Source organism: Micromonospora sp. DT63, from assembly GCF_049841615.1.
Taxonomy (GTDB): Bacteria; Actinomycetota; Actinomycetes; order Mycobacteriales; family Micromonosporaceae; genus Micromonospora.
Genome location: NZ_JBNCKQ010000005.1, coordinates 129,788 through 145,805, shown reverse-complemented (window position 1 = coordinate 145,805; position 16,018 = coordinate 129,788). Strand labels below are relative to the sequence as shown.

Sequence of the window (16,018 nt, the reverse complement as noted above, 5' to 3'; positions counted from 1 at the left end):
CATCGCGTCGGGGGGACCTAGACGTGACGACGGGTGCCACCAGGGGGCAGGATGGCGCTAGAGACCTATCCCACACACAACCGAGGGAACGCCTGTGGCTACGGAACGCAAGCGCCCGGTGATCAGCGACGGCCTACCGAGCCAGCTTCCGGACATCGACCCTGAAGAGACAAGCGAATGGGTCGAGTCGCTTGACGGTGTCATCGACGAGCGCGGCGCCAAACGCGCCCGCTACGTCATGCTGCGCCTGCTGGAGCGGGCCCGTGAGCGCCAGGTCGGGGTTCCGCCCCTGACCACCACCGACTACATCAACACGATCCCGCCGGAGCAGGAACCCTGGTTCCCGGGTGACGAGCACGTCGAGCGGCGCATCCGGGCGTACGTCCGGTGGAACGCCGCCATGCTGGTGCACCGGGCGCAGCGCCCGGAGATCGGCGTCGGCGGGCACATCTCCACCTTCGCCAGCTCGGCGTCTCTGTACGAGGTGGGCTTCAACCACTTCTTCCGGGGCAAGAACCACCCCGGCGGTGGCGACCAGATCTACTACCAGGGTCACGCCTCCCCCGGCATGTACGCGCGGGCGTTCCTGGAGGGGCGGCTCAGCGAGCACCAGCTCGACGGGTTCCGCCAGGAGCTGTCGCACCCAGGTGGTGGGCTGCCCTCGTACCCGCACCCGCGGCTGATGCCGGACTTCTGGGAGTTCCCCACCGTCTCGATGGGTCTCGGCGGCCTGAACGCGATCTACCAGGCCCGGTTCAACAGGTACCTGCAGCACCGCGGCATCAAGGACACCTCGCAGCAGCACGTGTGGGCGTTCCTCGGCGACGGCGAGATGGACGAGCCCGAGACGCTGGGCGCGATCGGTGTGGCCGCCCGCGAGGAGCTGGACAACCTCACCTTCGTGATCAACTGCAACCTCCAGCGGCTGGACGGCCCGGTCCGGGGCAACGGCAAGGTCATGCAGGAGCTGGAGGCGTTCTTCCGGGGCGCCGGCTGGAACGTCATCAAGGTGGTCTGGGGCCGTGAGTGGGACCCGCTGCTCGCGGCGGACACCGACGGCGCGCTGGTCAACCTCATGAACACCACGACCGACGGCGACTACCAGACCTACAAGGCCGAGTCCGGCGCGTACGTGCGCGAGCACTTCTTCGGCCGCGACGCCCGGACCCGCAAGATGGTCGAGCCGCTGAGCGACGACGAGATCTGGAACCTCAAGCGGGGTGGGCACGACTACCGCAAGCTCTACGCGGCCTACAAGGCGGCCACCGAGCACACCGGTCAGCCGACGGTCATCCTGGCGAAGACGATCAAGGGCTGGACGCTCGGCTCGCACTTCGAGGGCCGCAACGCGACCCACCAGATGAAGAAGCTGACGCTGGAGGACCTGAAGACCTTCCGCGACCGGCTCTACCTGGACATCCCGGACAAGGCGCTGGAGGACAACCCCTACCTGCCGCCGTACTACCAGCCGGGTGAGAAGTCCGAGGAGCTGGCCTACCTCAAGGAGCGCCGCGAGCAGCTCGGCGGCTACCTGCCGTCCCGGCGGACCAGCACCAAGCGGCTGACCATCCCCGGTCCGGAGCGGTTCGCCGACGTCAAGCGCGGCTCGGGCAAGCAGAAGGTGGCCACCACCATGGCCTTCGTCCGCCTGCTCAAGGACATCATGAAGGACAAGGAGTTCGGCAAGCGCTGGGTGCCGATCATCCCGGACGAGGCCCGCACCTTCGGCCTCGACTCGATCTTCCCGACCGCGAAGATCTACTCGCCGCACGGGCAGCGCTACACCTCTGTCGACCGGGAGCTGTTCCTGTCGTACAAGGAGTCGACGACCGGGCAGATCCTGCACGAGGGCATCAACGAGGCCGGTTCGGTCGCCTCGTTCACCGCCGCGGGCTCGGCGTACGCCACCCACGACGAGCCGATGATCCCGATGTACATCTTCTACTCGATGTTCGGGTTCCAGCGGACCGCCGACGGGCTGTGGGCGGCTGCCGACCAGATGGCGCGGGGCTTCCTGCTCGGTGCGACCGCCGGTCGGACGACGCTCAACGGTGAGGGCCTGCAGCACGAGGACGGCCACTCGATGTTGATCGCCGCCACCAACCCGGCGGTGGTCGCGTACGACCCGGCGTTCTCCTTCGAGATCGCGCACATCATGGAAGCCGGCCTGCACCGGATGTACGGGGACGCGCAGGAGAACGTCTTCTACTACCTGACGGTCTACAACGAGCCGATCCTGCAGCCGGCCGAGCCGGCCGGGGTGGACGTGGAGGGCCTGCTCAAGGGCATCTACCGCTACTCCCCGGCACCGCAGGTCGACGGCCCGAAGGCCAACGTCCTCGCCTCCGGCACGGGCATGCAGTGGGCGCTCAAGGCCCAGCAGCTGCTCGCCCAGGACTGGGGCGTGGCCGCCGACGTCTGGTCGGTGACCTCCTGGACCGAGCTGCGTCGCGACGCGGTGGAGACCGAGGAGTACAACCTGCTCAACCCGGGCGCCGAGGCCAAGGTGCCGTACGTCGCGCAGAAGCTGGCCGACGCGGACGGCCCGAAGGTCGCGGTCAGCGACTGGATGCGTGCCGTACCGGACCTGATCGCCCGCTGGGTACCCGGCGACTACACGTCGCTGGGCACCGACGGCTTCGGGATGTCGGACACCCGGCACGCGCTGCGCCGGCACTTCCACGTCGACGCCGAGTCGATCGTGGTCGCCACGCTGCGGCAGCTCGCCCGCAGCGGCGCGGTGCCGGCCACCGTGCCGGCCGAGGCCGCCAAGAAGTACGCGATCGACGACGTCAACGCCGCTCCCGTCGGGGAGACCGGCGGCGACAGCTGATCCAGCACGACCAGAAGGGCCCGGCGCGTTGGCGCCGGGCCCTTCCGCGTCCCGCTCCCACCGTCCACCGCGTGGATCCCGACCCACCCTCCACCGCGTGGATCATGGAGTTGTGGTGGGGGACGAAGCGGTGAAGTCACCCCGTTCCGGGCACCACAACTCCATGATCGACGCGGTTCAGGGGCGGGGCAGGGGTGGGGCAGGGGTGGGTATGGGTTGGCGGTGGCCGACGTTCCTGGTGGGGACGCCGGGCCACCGCCGGGGCGGGTGACGCCAGGAGGATGGGCGCTCGTCAGCCGACGGCGGCCAGGTCGGTGAGCCGGGCCAGCGAGTCCTCCAGGTCGGCGCCGACCCGACGCAGTCCGAGACGCAACAGGGCCGCCTTGACGGGACCGGCCGGCCAGCGGACGACGATGAGTCGGACGATCGTCCCGCCCTCCTCCTCGTCCTCGGTCAGCTGGACGTAGATCTCGGTGCGCGCCTCCGCACGAGCACCGGCACCCTTGGCCCGTTCCCGCCAGCCGATCAGTGTCGGCTCCTGATAGGCGATCACCTCGGCCTCATGCGCCGAACCGCGCCCCGCCTGGACCAGTTGCCGCCGCCCGAAGCCCTCTCCGGAGAGCACTTCGGCCGCGCGGACCCCCGCCAGCCAGGCCGGTAACTGCTCAGCCCGCTGTACGACGTCCCAGACCACTTCCACCGGCGCCGCCACGTGCGCACTGCGTTCCACGAGGATCATTTCCGTCTTTCCTCCAGTGAGGACATCCCACGATATCGGCACTCTATGCGCTAAATCGGACTTACACGGACGGGTTAGGAAAAAGACACGCCGATCAACCATTGCGGATTGCGCCAACCCGGCCTATGGCGCATTCATCGACAGCGCCCTAGAGTCCCGAACACGTTTCACGTTGACCGGGAGGGCGCATGCCTACCGCACCGATTCCCGAGTTCCCCGCCGGCTTCCGCTGGGGCGTCTCCACGTCCGCCCACCAGATCGAGGGCGCCACCACGGCCGGCGGACGCGGACCGTCCATCTGGGACACCTTCGCGCGCTCCCCCGGCCGGATCAGCGACGGCAGCAGCGGGGAGATCGCCTGCGACCACTACCACCGGTACGCCGAGGACGTGGCGCTGCTGGCCGGTCTGGGCGTCTCCGCCTACCGGTTCTCGATCGCCTGGCCCCGGGTGCAGCCCAGCGGCAGCGGCCCGACCAACGCCGCCGGCCTGGACTTCTACGACCGCCTGGTCGACGAGCTGCTGGCCGTCGGCGTCGACCCGGTGGCCACCCTCTACCACTGGGACCTGCCCCAACCCCTGCAGGACGCCGGCGGCTGGCTCAACCGCGACACCGCCGCCCGCTTCGCCGACTACGCCGAGCGGACCGCCGCCCGCCTCGGCGACCGCGTCCGGCTCTGGATCACCCTGAACGAGCCGTTCATCCACATGAGCCTCGGCTACGGCATGGGCGTGCACGCCCCCGGCGAGATGCTGCTCTTCGACGCCTTCGCAGCCGCCCACCACCAACTGCTCGGGCACGGGCTCGCGGTCGCCGCGCTGCGCGCCAACACCACCAGCCCGGTGGCGATCGCCAACAACTACTCCCCCGTGCGGGTGCTCGGCGACAGCGACGCCGACCGGGCCGCCGGGGCCGCGTACGAGGCCCTGCACAACCGGCTCTTCACCGACCCGCTGCTCGGCCGCGGCTACCCGGACCTGCCCGGCCTCGACCCGAGCGTCATTCACCCCGGCGACCTGGACACCATCGCGGCGCCCATCGACGCGCTGGGGGTCAACTACTACAACCCCACCGGCGTACGGGCCGCCGAGGAGGGCTCGCCGCTGCCGTTCGACCTGGTGCCGCTGGAGGGCTACCCGCGTACCGCCTTCGACTGGCCGGTCGCCCCCGACGGGCTGCGCGAACTGCTCGGCTGGCTGCGGGACACGTACGGCGACGCGCTGCCGCCCATCGAGATCACCGAGAGCGGCTGCGCGTACGACGACGTACCCGACGCCGACGGACAGGTCGCGGATCCGGAGCGCATCGCGTACCTCGACGGGCACCTGCGGGCGGTCCGGGCCGCCATTGACGACGGGGTGGACGTCCGCGGGTACTTCGTCTGGTCGCTGCTGGACAACTGGGAGTGGGCCGAGGGGTTCACCAAGCGCTTCGGGCTGGTGCACGTCGACTACGCCGACCAGAGGCGTACCCCGAAGTCGTCGTACACCTGGCTGCGGGACGTGATCGCGGCCGCGCGGGACGGTTCGGCGCGGTGACCACCCTCGACCCCACACCGGCGTCGCTGCCGGCGGCGCTCGCCGAGCCGATCGTGCCGGTGCGACGCGGCTGGATCGGTCTGGTCTTCGCGGCCAACCTCGGCGTGTGGATGGCGTTCTTCACCCCGATCCAGGTGCTGCTGCCGCAGCAGATCGAGCGGATCGCGCCCGGCGACAAGGAGACCATGCTGGCGGTGGTCACCGGCCTGGGCGCGCTGGCGGCGGTGCTGGCCAACCCCCTGGCGGGCGCGCTGTCCGACCGGACCTGCCTGCGGATCTTCGGCCGGGAGTTCGGTCGTCGGCACGTCTGGACCGCCGGCGGCGCGGTGCTCGGGGCGGCGGCGCTGGTGCTGCTGGCCCAGCAGCGGACCATCCTCGGGGTCGCCGTCGGTTGGGTCGCCGCCCAGGTCTGCTTCAACGCGATGCTGGCCAGCCTCACGGCCGCCATCCCGGACCGGGTTCCGGTAGCGCAGCGCGGCGCGGTCTCCGGCTGGGTGGGCATGCCGCAGGCGCTCGGGCTGGTGCTCGGCGCGGTGCTGGTCACCGCAGTCGTCACCGGCAACGCCGCCGGCTACGTGGCCATCGCGGTGGCCATTCTGGTGCTGTCGCTGCCGTTCGCGCTGCTCACCCCCGACGACCGACTGCCCCGCGCGCACCGCCCGGCACTGCGGGCGCGGGCGCTGTTCGCCTCGATGTGGATCAGCCCGCGTCAACACCCGGACTTCGCCTGGGCGTGGATCACCCGGTTCCTGGTCCAGTTGGGCAACGCACTCGGCACCCTCTACCTGCTGTACTTCCTCACCGACGGGGTGCACCACCCCGACCCCGAGAGCGGCCTGCTGGTGCTGATCCTGCTCTACACGCTCGGCATGATGCTGACCGCGGTGGTGGCCGGCCGGCTGTCGGACCGCTCCGGGCGGCGCAAGGTCTACGTGATCGTCTCCGGCCTGATCATGGCGGTCGCGGCGCTGCTGCTCGCCGTCGCGCCGGTCTGGCCGATGGCCATCGTCGCCGCCCTGCTGCTCGGCGCCGGCTACGGCGTCTACCTGTCGGTGGACGCCGCCCTGATCACCCAGGTGCTGCCCCGGGCCACCGACCGCGCCAAGGACCTCGGCGTGATCAACATTGCCAACTCCGCGCCGCAGGTGCTCGGCCCGGCGCTCTCCGCCCCGCTGGTCGTCCACCTGGGCGGCTATCCGACCCTCTACGCGGTCACGGCCGCGGTCACCCTGGTCGGCAGCGCCCTGGTCGTCAAGATCCGCTCGGTGCCCTGAGTCGGGGGGCCGTGGCCAAAAGCGGTCGCCGGCCGCCGTAGGCTGGGGGACGTGACGGTACGTGTGCGCTTCGCCCCCTCCCCGACCGGTATGTTCCACGTCGGCGGCGCCCGCTCGGCGCTGCAGAACTGGATCTACGCCAAGCAGCAGGGCGGGGTGTTCGTGCTGCGCATCGAGGACACCGACGCGGCCCGCAACAAGCCCGAGTGGACCGAGGGCATCCTCTCCGCGCTGGACTGGATCGGCATCTCCCGGGGCAGCTACGAGGGGCCCTACTTCCAGTCGGCGAACGCCGGCGAGCACCGGGCAGCCGCAACCCGGCTCTACGAGTCGGGTCGGGCCTACTACTGCGACTGCACCCGCGAGGACGTGCAGGCCCGCACCGGCTCGCAGTACCAGGGCTACGACGGCTACCACCGCGACCTCGGTCTCGGCCCGGGGCCGGGGCACGCGCTGCGCTTCCGTACGCCCGACGAGGGCACCACAGTGGTCGTCGACCTGATCCGTGGTGAGCCCACCTTCGAGAACAAGCTCATCGAGGACTTCGTCATCGCCCGCGGCGACGGCTCGCCGGTCTTCCTGCTGGCCAACGTCGTCGACGACATGACCATGGGGATCACCCACGTCATCCGGGCCGAGGAGCACCTGCCCAACACCCCCAAGCAGCAGCTGCTCTGGGACGCCCTCGGGGTCAAGCCGCCGGTCTGGGCGCACGTGCCGGTGGTGGTCAACGAGAAGCGGCAGAAGCTCTCCAAGCGCCGCGACAAGGTCGCCCTGGAGGCGTACCGCGACGAGGGCTACCTCGCCGGCGCGATGCGCAACTACCTGATGCTGCTCGGTTGGGCGCCCTCGGGCGACCGGGAGATCGTGCCCTGGTCGGTCATCGAGGACGAGTTCCGGCTGGAGGAGGTCAACCCCTCCCCCGCGTTCTTCGACGAGAAGAAGCTGCGCGCCTTCAACGGGGAGTACATTCGGGCGCTGCCGGTGCCCGAGTTCATCGACGCCTGCCAGCCGTGGCTGACCGGCACCGGGACCCTCGCGCCGCCGCCGTGGCAGCCGGAGGAGTTCGACGCCGACGCCTTCGCCGCCGTCGCGCCACTGGCACAGACCCGGATCGCCGTGCTCAGCGAGATCGTGCCGAACGTCGACTTCCTCTTCCTGGCGTCGCCGCTGATCGACGAGGCGGCCTGGACCAAGACCATGAAGGACGGCTCGGCCGACCTGCTGGACGCCGCCGTCGCGGCCTTCGAGGCGCTGGAGTCCTGGGACGCCGAGTCGCTGAAGTCGACGCTGGAGGCGGTCGGCGCCGAGCGCGGCCTCAAGCTCGGCAAGACGCAGGCACCCGTCCGGGTCGCGGTCACCGGCCGCACCGTCGGCCTGCCGCTGTTCGAGTCGCTGGAGGTGCTCGGCCGCGAGCGCACCCTGACCCGGATGCGCGCCGCCCGGCTCCGCCTGGTCTGACCGGTCGGGCGGCAGCGGGCCGGCGTCGTACCTGTGCGTCGCCGCCTTTGCTCTGCTTCAACCCACGCAACACCCGGTGTCCGAATATCGGACGCGACGGGTTGCCTCCGCTGAAGCAGAGCAAAGGGGGACGCGGACACCCCGTTCACCGGGCCTGCGGCGATCGGTTGATCAGTGCGCCCGGTTCCTGCGACGGAACACCAGGCCGGCGGCGAGAGCAGCGAGCAGCACCAGGCCGCCGAGCGCCCAGAGCCACCAGCGGCCACCGGAGTCGGACCGCTCCGAGGCCGCCGGCACAGCGGACGCCGTTGAGCTGCCCGTCGGCGCCGATGACGGCCCGACCGAGGACGGGTCGACTCCCGAGGGCCCGGCCGCGGGCGAGCCGGTCGGCGCTGCCGCCGGGCGGGTGCCGGCGGCCGAGGGGCTGGCGGACGGGTCGGCGGCGGTGCCGGTGGTGAGGGTGAACCGGACCTCGCCCTTGATCGGATGGCCGTCGCTGGACGCGAGCTGGTAACCGACGATGTAGAGCCCGGCCGCGCCCGGCTTGAACGGCACGCGTACGCGGCTGCCGTCGAAGGTCGGCTGCCCGCCGGCGACCACATTGTCCGGTCCGGTTATTGTGATCTTCGTCGTAGCGGGGGCCGGCTTGGCCAGGAACCGAAGCTCGACCCGGGCGGGCGCGGTGGCCACCCGGGCGCCGTCGCGCGGATCGCTGCCGGTCAGCGAGTTGTGCGCGGCGGCCGGTGTCACCGGGGCCAGCAACGACACACCGAACGCCACGCCGAGCACCACTGGCACGACCCGTGCCATTCGTGTAACCCTGCCCCCCATGAACCCCTCCGTAAGGGTACGATCCGCCCGCTGATCAAACAGCTCCTCATTAGTCGAGCAGAGATCGCAGATAGTTCCAAATACTGTTCCACACGCTGCATTTCATCGACGTTCTGCGGAGTCTGTAAGAGTGGGGCCGACCGCCCGGTCGGTGTCGTCACCGGCCGACCGACCCGGACGTCACAACGAAGCCATCCATCGAACGGGGCGAGGAGGCGGGATGGTCCGACAGATGAGGCGCTGGGTCGCCGTGCTGGCGGGCACGCTGGCGGCGGCACTGCTGGCGCTCGGCACCGCCGGCCCGGCCAGCGCGGCGCCCAAGCCGGCGCCCGCCGGTGTGGACATCACCGGTGAAGGGCTCACCGAGCCGCTGCGGCTGCGGCCGGACACCCAGCCCACGCACGTGGTGGCGGTCATCGACCAGGTCAACTTCTTCGCCCGTAACGGCATGCCGACCGGGCCGAAGGCAGCCGACCTCGGTCCGAAGTACACGGTAGTGGTGCTCGCCGGCGAGACGCCGAAGCAGACGTACGACCTGTACCCCAAGGCGGCCGGCGGCCCGCGCGTCTACCGTCCGGCGAAGCAGCCGGACGGTCGCAAGACCAGCGCCGGCTGGTTCCTCGGGCGGCTCAGCATGTCCGAGACGTTGCGCACCGCAGGGGTGCCGCTGGAGCGGCAGTTCGACACGGTCAGTGGCGGCGTGGGTGGCGGCGAGCGGGTGCTCCCGGAGGACACGATGGACCCGGCGCGGGACATCGACGAGGCGCTCGGCGAGTTGCAGCGACTGCTGCTGCTCAACGTCGCGGTGATGCTGACCATCACGGTCGGTCTCGCCGGGATCGCCCTGCTGATCCGCCGCCGGACCCGCTGACCCACCGGCGGCGGGTCAGACCCGCCGTCGCGCGGTCAGCACCAGCGGCGCGGCGGGCGCTCCCGTCGGGTGGCCCGCTGACGCGGCCGGACCGGGCCGTGTCGGTGCGCCCCCGCCCACCCGGGCAGTTCGCTGCGGCAGCCGGTGACGTCGTCCGGCTCGGGCGGCGCCGGCTCGGTGGCCCGTTGGCGTGGCACGGCCACGTCGTCGTCGGCCCGCTCGGCCGGGCGGCCGCCGGTCGACTCCGCCGGGTGCGCCGACGCCCCGCCGACCGGCCGGCGCGGCTTGCCCGCCGCCTGCGGGTCGTGGTGCCCCAGCCGGCAGGGCTCGCCCTGGGCGCAGCCGTGCTCGGCCTCCCCGTGCGCCATCCCCGGTCTCCTCACGCTCGCACTCACGCGCGGAGGCGCTCCCCCCGACGTGCCCTGCCACCGTACTGGCCGGGACCGACGGCCTGTGCACGGCGTACCCCGGGGTCAGCGCTTCGGGCGGCGAGGGAACAGCGTCTCCCAGACCGGGAAGGCGACCAGCCAGATGAGGATCACGACGGTGAGGCTGCGGATCCAGTTGCCCAGTTCACGGGTTCGTTCCGCGTCGTTCACCCAGATGATCGCCGCGCCGAGCAGGCCGCACGCGACAGCCCAGCCGAGGAGCGCCTTGGCCCACTCCCGCCACTCGTGGCGGGCGCGGGCCCAGCCGTACCGGGGAGGCCGCATCGGTGGCGGGCCACCGGCGAACCGGTGGGCGAAGCGCTGGTCCGCCCAGCGCACCATCGAGTGCCCGAAGGCCACCGAGAAGCCGAGATAGGCGGCGGCGAGACCGTGACTGACCCCTGCGGTCGCGCCGCGGCGCAGGTCGATCACCGACGCGGCGAGCAGGGCCAGGTCCACCAGCGGTACGCAGACCAGCAGCGCCGCGCCGAGGCGGGGCCGGCGCAGCGGATAGCGGGCCACCAGCCCGGCGCCCAGCAGCACCCAGAACGCGATCTCACAACCGATGATCACCGCGACCACCATGGCGACCTCCCCCCGTCGTCGCCACCCAGCGTCGCCGACCGACGGAGCCCGGGCCTCGACGCCGGAGACGAGATCGGGGTCCTCCCTTCGACGGACCAACCCCGCGGGCGCGCTCCACGTACCCCTTTCGGCGCATGTCGGAGCCGGCGGGCTCCTTCCCCGGTCGGAGTCGGAGGGTCGACGGCTGTGGTGGGATCGGGGCATGCGACCGCCACCCTGGCTCGGCTCCGGCACGGCCGGCCGGGACCTCACGCTGGCCGGCGCGTCGCTGGTCGGCGGCCTGGTGCTGTACGGCCTGGGCATGCAGCCGCAGATCGTTCCGCATCCGGACGTGCCACCCGCGCTGTTCCTGGCGCCGCTGCTGGCGGTGTGCGTGGCCGTCGGTCTGCGTCGGGTCGCGCCCCGCTCCAGCCTGGCGGTGGGGACCGGGGCGCTCGTGGTGGACACGGCGCTGGGCAACTCGCTGGGCACCGTCGTGATCTACACGCAGGTGCTCTACGACGCCTGCGTGTACGGCCCGCCCCGGCTGTGGCGGTGGCTGCTGGGGATCACCGCGACGCTGAGCGCGATCGGGACGGTGGCCGGCGTGCTCGGCTTCGGGCAGTGGCGCGGGGCGGCCGTCGGGGTGCCGGTGGTGCTCGCCGGGCTGCTGCCGGTGCTGACCGGGATCAGCGTGCGGCAGTACCGCGACCAGGCCGCCGCCGAGCGGGCACGGGCCGAGCAGACCGCCCGGCTGGTCGAGTTGGACCGCCGCCAGGCGGTCGGCGCCGAACGGGCGCGGATGGCCCGGGAACTGCACGACGTGGTCGCCAACCACCTGAGCGCCGTGGCCATCCACGCCACCGCCGTGCTGTCCGTACCAGGGCTGGAGCGTGGCCAGGTGGAGTCGGCGTTGCGGGTGATCCGGGAGAGCAGCGTGCAGGGCCTGGCCGAGATGCGGCAGATGATCGAGCTGTTGCGCGAGCCGGAGGCGGGTGAGCGGAGCACGGCGGGCGTGGTCGGCGCGGTGCCGGAGGCGGTCACGGCGCGGCTCGCCGAGGCGGACGGGTTGATCGAGCGGATCCGTGCGGCGGGCCTCGCGGTACGGGTGCACACCGACGGCACGCCGGGTCCGCTGCCGGTGGGGGTCGACCTCGCCGCGTACCGGATCGTGCAGGAGTCGCTGACCAATGCCCTCAAGCACGGCACGGGCGAGGCGGAGCTGACCATCGCGTACCGGCCGGCGGAGGTGGTGCTGACTGTGGAGAACCCGGTGCGCCCGGACGGGTCACCGCTGCCGGGCGCCGGGGCCGGGCTGATCGGGATGCGGGAGCGCGCCGCGCTGCTGGCCGGCCGGTTCACCGCCGGGCCGCACGACGGCCGCTGGCAGGTCCGGGCCGCGCTGCCCACCGGGGAGGGCGGGTGACCGCGCCGGCGCCGGGCTCGGGCGACGCCGCCCCGGTACGGGTGGTGCTCGCGGACGATCAGCCGGCGGTACGGGCGGGGCTGGCCCTGATCCTGGGCGGCTCGCCGGGCATCGAGGTGGTCGGCGAGGCGGCCGACGGCGACGAGGCGGTCCGGCTGTGCCGGGAGGTACGCCCCGACGTGGCGGTGCTGGACGTGCGGATGCCGCGCCTCGACGGGATAGCCGCGACCAGGGCGATCGTCACCGACCAGCTCGCCGACGTGCTGGTGCTGACGACGTTCGACCTGGACGAGTACGTCTTCGGCGCGCTGCGCGCCGGGGCGTCCGGGTTCCTGCTCAAGGACACCGACGCGGCGGGGCTGGTGGCGGCGGTGCACACCGTGGCGCGCGGTGAGGGGTTCATCGCCCCCTCGGTGACCCGTCGTCTGATCGCCGCCTTCGCGGCCACCGCGCCCGGTGCCTCGGCGGCCACCCGGTCCGCGCTGGACACGCTGACCCCGCGCGAACGCGATGTGCTGGCCTGCCTCGGCCTGGGCCTGTCCAACCAGCAGATCGCCGACCGGCTGGCGCTGGCGGAGAGCACCACCAAGACCCACGTGAGCCGGATCCTGGCGAAGCTGGACCTGCGCAGCCGGGTGCAGGCGGCGATCCTGGCCCAGGAGCTGGGCCTGCCCGCGCCACCGTGACCCCTGCGCCGGGACCGGCCGTCCCGGGAGCACCGACCGATGCCGGCGTGGATGGCCTGCTCACGACGTGTCAGGCTAGGGCGGTGAGTACGCCCGAGGGTGGGGAGCTGGCGGCCACGCTGCGCCGGATCGAGCGTTCGGCGGGAGCGCTGGCCACCGCCAGCGTGGCCCGGATGGACGAGACGCTGCCGTGGTTCCGCGCCCTACCCGCCGACCAGCGCTCCTGGGTGATGCTGGTGGCCCAGGCGGGCGCCCGGTCGTTGGTGCAGTGGCTGCGCGACGGCGGCGGCACGGCGGACAGCACCCAGGAGGTCTCCGACGAGGTGTTCGCCGCGGCGCCGCAGGCGCTGGCCCGGTCGATCACCCTCCAGCAGACCGTGGCACTGATCAAGGTGACCATCGACGTCGTCGAGGAGCAGGTGTCGCAGCTGGCCGCCGAGGGCGAGGAGCAGTTGCTGCGCGAGGCGGTGCTGCGCTTCTCCCGGGAGATCGCGTTCGCCGCCGCCCGGGTGTACGCGCGGGCCGCCGAGTCGCGCGGCGCGTGGGACGCCAGGTTGCAGGCGTTGCTGGTCGACGCGCTGCTGCGCGGTGACTCGCCGGACGTCCTGGCGAGCCGGGCCGCCGCGCTGGGCTGGGCGGACGCGCCGCCGGTCGCGGTGGCGGTCGGCCGGTCCCCCGGCGGTGAGGTCTCCGCCGTGCTGCACGTGGTGTACCGGCAGGCACGGCGGATCGGCGTCGAGGTGATCGGCGGGGTGCACGGCGACCGGTTGGTGATCGTGCTGGGCGGCGCGGCGGATCCGCTGAGCGCCACCGGCAAGCTGCTGGACGCGTTCGGTGACGGCCCGGTGGTGGTCGGCCCGGCCGTACCCAGTCTGGATGAGGCGACGGAGTCGGCGCGGGCCGCGCTGTCCGGTTTCCGGGCGGCGCCGGCGTGGCCGACCGCCCCCCGGCCGGTGCCGGCCGCGGACCTGTTGCCGGAGCGGGCCCTCGCCGGCGACGCGGAGGCGCGTCGCCGGTTGCGCCACGACGTGTACGCGACGCTGGTGCGTGCCGGTGGCGAGTTGCTGGAGACGTTGGACGCCTTCCTGGCCGCCGGTGGCACACTGGAGAGCGCGGCGCGGGCGTTGTTCGTGCACCCGAACACGGTGCGGTACCGGTTGCGTCGCATCGCCGAGGTGACCGGCTTCTCGCCGCTGTCGCCGCGGGACGCGTTCGCCCTCCAGGTGGCGTTGACTGTCGGTCGGCTGGATCCGGTGGTCCCGGTGGTCACGGCGGTCCCGACCCAGACATTGACCCCGGCCGCCCGGAAATCCACCCAAAGCAGTGATGATCCCCGCCGATCTTTGTGAGAAACCTCCAAAGGTTCTAGTGCGGTTTGGTGGGCCTCGGCACAGCGCTACCCACGCGTATCCGGGAGAGTCATAGGCGTGCTCGCCGTACTTAGTCCCGGCCAGGGTTCCCAGAAACCCGGCTTCCTGACCCCCTGGCTCGACCTGACCGGCACCGAGGCGCGACTGCGCTGGTTCTCGGCGCTGGCCGGGCTGGACCTGGTGCATCTCGGCACCGCCGCCGACGCCGAGGAAATCAAGGACACCGCCCGCACCCAGCCGCTGCTCGTCGCGGCGGCGCTGCTCGCCGCCGAGCACCTGCCGCTGGACGCCGTGACGCTCACCGCCGGCCACAGCGTCGGTGAGCTGGGCGCCGCGGCGGTGGCCGGGGTGCTCTCGGCCGAAGCCGCGGTCACCCTCGCCGGCATCCGGGGCCGGGAGATGGCCGCCGCGTGCGCGCTGGAGCCGACCGGGATGGCGGCCGTGCTCGGCGGCGACCCGGACGAGGTGCTCGCCGCGATCGACGCGCACGGGCTACACCCGGCCAACCGCAACGGCGCCGGCCAGATCGTCGCCGCCGGCGCGCTGGACGGGCTGGACAAGTTCGCCGCCGACCCGCCGGCGAAGACCCGCGTCATCCGACTCCAGGTCGCCGGCGCGTTCCACACGCCGTACATGGCCCCGGCCGAGACCGCGCTGGCCACGGTCGCCGCCGGGATCGCCCCCGCCGATCCGGCCCGTCTCCTGTTGTCGAACCTCGACGGCACCGCCGTCACCGACGGGCAGGAGCTGGTGCGCCGGCTGGTCCGCCAGGTCACCGCCCCGGTGCGCTGGGACCTGTGCATGCGCACGCTGGCCGAGCGCGGCGTGACCGGCGTGATCGAGCTGCCCCCGGCCGGCACCCTCGCCGGTCTGGTCAAGCGGGAGCTCAAGGGCGAGGGCGCCCCGGAGATCGTCACCCTGAACACCCCGGACGACCTGCCGGCCGCCCGGGACCTGATCGCCCGCCACGGCACGCCGGGCCAACCGCTCGCCCCCATCGGAGGACACTCATGACCGGCAGTCGCATCGTCTCGATGGGGCACTACCAGCCATCCCGGGTGGTGACCAACGACGACATCGCCCAGCTCGTGGACACCAACGACGAGTGGATCCGCGACCGGGTCGGCATCGTCACCCGGCGGATCGCCGACAGCGAGACGGTGGCCGACATGGCCGCCGCGGCCGCCGGCAAGGCGCTGGCCAACTCGGGGCTCACCGCCGCCGACATCGACCTGGTCGTGGTCGCCACCTGCTCCTCGATCGACCGCAGCCCCAACGTGGCCTGCCGGGTCGCCGCGAAGCTGGGCATCGCCGCGCCGGGCGCGTTCGACGTCAACACCGCCTGCTCGGGCTTCGCGTACGCCCTCGGCACCGTGGACCACGCCATCCGGGCCGGGGCGTCGCGCAACGCGCTCGTGATCGGCGCCGAGAAGCTGTCCGACTTCACCGACTGGACCGACCGCTCCACCTGCATCATCTTCGGTGACGGCGCGGGCGCCGCGGTGGTCACCGCCACGGCCGACGACGAGCCGGCCGGCATCGGCCCGGTCGTCTGGGGCTCCGCGCCGGAGAAGAGCGAGGCGGTACGCATCGAGGGCTGGCGCCCGTACATCCAGCAGGAGGGCCAGTCGGTGTTCCGCTGGGCCACCACGGCGATCGCGCCGCTGGCTCTGCAGGCGTGCGAACGGGCCGGGGTCGACCCGTCGGAGCTGGCCGCCTTCGTGCCGCACCAGGCCAACGCGCGGATCATCGACGGCATCGCCAAGCGGCTCAACATCCCCGACGCGATCATCGCGAAGGACATCGTCGAGTCCGGCAACACCTCGGCGGCGAGCGTGCCGCTGGCCCTGTCGAAGCTGGTCGAGCGTCGGGAGGTGCCTTCGGGCGCCCCGGTGCTGCTGTTCGGCTTCGGCGGTGGCCTGACCTACGCCGGTCAGGTCGTCCGCTGCCCCTGAAACCCCCTCGGGCGCGTACGCGCTCCAGGAGCGGCGGTCGGC

General features: G+C 72.4%; 14 protein-coding genes. 10 read left to right on the top strand and 4 right to left on the bottom strand.

Going from position 1 to position 16,018, the window contains the following annotated elements; genetic code table 11:
* Window positions 1-94 precede the first annotated feature (94 nt).
* The gene (aceE, locus tag ACLQ27_RS19735; RefSeq protein ID WP_357575127.1) at window positions 95-2,833 is read left to right on the top strand and encodes a pyruvate dehydrogenase (acetyl-transferring), homodimeric type; all 2,739 of its coding nucleotides are present in this window, start codon (window positions 95-97) and stop codon (window positions 2,831-2,833) included.
* A gap of 292 nt (window positions 2,834-3,125) precedes the next feature.
* Here aceE and ACLQ27_RS19730 read toward each other — a convergent pair whose 3' ends face one another.
* Window positions 3,126-3,572: an SRPBCC family protein gene (locus tag ACLQ27_RS19730; RefSeq protein ID WP_234589259.1), complete on the bottom strand. Its 447-nt coding sequence runs from the start codon at window positions 3,570-3,572 to the stop codon at window positions 3,126-3,128.
* 188 nt (window positions 3,573-3,760) lie between these two features.
* Between ACLQ27_RS19730 and ACLQ27_RS19725 the strand changes: the two genes are divergently transcribed.
* From ACLQ27_RS19725 to gltX, 3 genes are read left to right on the top strand one after another with little or no spacing between them, the layout of a single operon-like run.
* Entirely contained in the window at window positions 3,761-5,110 is a 1,350-nt protein-coding gene (locus ACLQ27_RS19725) for a GH1 family beta-glucosidase (protein ID WP_425868023.1), read from the top strand.
* Window positions 5,107-6,384 (top strand): MFS transporter, encoded by a 1,278-nt coding sequence (locus ACLQ27_RS19720; RefSeq protein WP_425868021.1) that lies wholly within the window; start codon window positions 5,107-5,109, stop codon window positions 6,382-6,384. The genes ACLQ27_RS19725 and ACLQ27_RS19720 overlap by 4 nt, the downstream gene beginning before the upstream one ends.
* A gap of 51 nt (window positions 6,385-6,435) precedes the next feature.
* Window positions 6,436-7,845: a glutamate--tRNA ligase gene (gltX, locus tag ACLQ27_RS19715; RefSeq protein ID WP_425868019.1), complete on the top strand. Its 1,410-nt coding sequence runs from the start codon at window positions 6,436-6,438 to the stop codon at window positions 7,843-7,845.
* Between the two features lie 171 nt (window positions 7,846-8,016).
* Here the strand turns inward: gltX and ACLQ27_RS19710 are convergent, their stop codons facing one another.
* Complete coding sequence (locus ACLQ27_RS19710; protein ID WP_425868017.1) at window positions 8,017-8,655, bottom strand: copper resistance protein CopC; 639 nt, start codon at window positions 8,653-8,655, stop codon at window positions 8,017-8,019.
* 241 nt (window positions 8,656-8,896) lie between these two features.
* On the opposite strand from ACLQ27_RS19710, the gene ACLQ27_RS19705 reads away from it, so the two are divergent.
* Window positions 8,897-9,547 carry a hypothetical protein gene (locus ACLQ27_RS19705; RefSeq protein ID WP_357496496.1) on the top strand — a complete coding sequence of 217 codons (651 nt, stop codon included), beginning with the start codon at window positions 8,897-8,899 and terminating at the stop codon, window positions 9,545-9,547.
* Window positions 9,548-9,582: 35 nt separating this feature from the next.
* Here the strand turns inward: ACLQ27_RS19705 and ACLQ27_RS19700 are convergent, their stop codons facing one another.
* Both ACLQ27_RS19700 and ACLQ27_RS19695 read right to left on the bottom strand, forming a co-directional pair.
* Complete coding sequence (locus ACLQ27_RS19700; RefSeq protein ID WP_357496494.1) at window positions 9,583-9,915, bottom strand: hypothetical protein; 333 nt, start codon at window positions 9,913-9,915, stop codon at window positions 9,583-9,585.
* Between the two features lie 105 nt (window positions 9,916-10,020).
* Window positions 10,021-10,560: a hypothetical protein gene (locus ACLQ27_RS19695; RefSeq protein ID WP_357496492.1), complete on the bottom strand. Its 540-nt coding sequence runs from the start codon at window positions 10,558-10,560 to the stop codon at window positions 10,021-10,023.
* A 202-nt stretch (window positions 10,561-10,762) separates the two neighbouring features.
* On the opposite strand from ACLQ27_RS19695, the gene ACLQ27_RS19690 reads away from it, so the two are divergent.
* The 5 genes from ACLQ27_RS19690 to ACLQ27_RS19670 all read left to right on the top strand — a co-directional run bounded on the left by ACLQ27_RS19690 (window position 10,763) and on the right by ACLQ27_RS19670 (window position 15,976).
* On the top strand, window positions 10,763-11,965 hold the full coding sequence (locus ACLQ27_RS19690; RefSeq protein WP_357496490.1) for a sensor histidine kinase: 1,203 nt from the start codon (window positions 10,763-10,765) through the stop codon (window positions 11,963-11,965).
* Window positions 11,962-12,651, top strand: a complete 690-nt coding sequence (locus ACLQ27_RS19685; RefSeq protein ID WP_357496488.1) for a response regulator transcription factor — start codon at window positions 11,962-11,964, stop codon at window positions 12,649-12,651. The genes ACLQ27_RS19690 and ACLQ27_RS19685 overlap by 4 nt, the downstream gene beginning before the upstream one ends.
* The gene (locus ACLQ27_RS19680; RefSeq protein ID WP_425868014.1) at window positions 12,648-14,000 is read left to right on the top strand and encodes a PucR family transcriptional regulator; all 1,353 of its coding nucleotides are present in this window, start codon (window positions 12,648-12,650) and stop codon (window positions 13,998-14,000) included. Before ACLQ27_RS19685 ends, ACLQ27_RS19680 begins: the two co-directional genes overlap by 4 nt.
* A gap of 78 nt (window positions 14,001-14,078) precedes the next feature.
* Window positions 14,079-15,035, top strand: a complete 957-nt coding sequence (locus ACLQ27_RS19675; protein ID WP_425868012.1) for an ACP S-malonyltransferase — start codon at window positions 14,079-14,081, stop codon at window positions 15,033-15,035.
* Window positions 15,032-15,976 carry a beta-ketoacyl-ACP synthase III gene (locus ACLQ27_RS19670; RefSeq protein ID WP_234589205.1) on the top strand — a complete coding sequence of 315 codons (945 nt, stop codon included), beginning with the start codon at window positions 15,032-15,034 and terminating at the stop codon, window positions 15,974-15,976. The genes ACLQ27_RS19675 and ACLQ27_RS19670 overlap by 4 nt, the downstream gene beginning before the upstream one ends.
* Window positions 15,977-16,018: the final 42 nt, after the last annotated feature.

Coding starts and splice junctions, on each gene's coding strand:
- ACLQ27_RS19730 (WP_234589259.1), bottom strand. CDS start 3,572: ATGATCCTCGTGGAACGCAGTGCGCACGTGGCGGCGCCGGTGGAAGTG.
- ACLQ27_RS19725 (WP_425868023.1), top strand. CDS start 3,761: ATGCCTACCGCACCGATTCCCGAGTTCCCCGCCGGCTTCCGCTGGGGC.
- ACLQ27_RS19710 (WP_425868017.1), bottom strand. CDS start 8,655: ATGGCACGGGTCGTGCCAGTGGTGCTCGGCGTGGCGTTCGGTGTGTCG.
- ACLQ27_RS19705 (WP_357496496.1), top strand. CDS start 8,897: ATGGTCCGACAGATGAGGCGCTGGGTCGCCGTGCTGGCGGGCACGCTG.
- ACLQ27_RS19700 (WP_357496494.1), bottom strand. CDS start 9,915: ATGGCGCACGGGGAGGCCGAGCACGGCTGCGCCCAGGGCGAGCCCTGC.
- ACLQ27_RS19695 (WP_357496492.1), bottom strand. CDS start 10,560: ATGGTGGTCGCGGTGATCATCGGTTGTGAGATCGCGTTCTGGGTGCTG.
- ACLQ27_RS19690 (WP_357496490.1), top strand. CDS start 10,763: ATGCGACCGCCACCCTGGCTCGGCTCCGGCACGGCCGGCCGGGACCTC.
- ACLQ27_RS19670 (WP_234589205.1), top strand. CDS start 15,032: ATGACCGGCAGTCGCATCGTCTCGATGGGGCACTACCAGCCATCCCGG.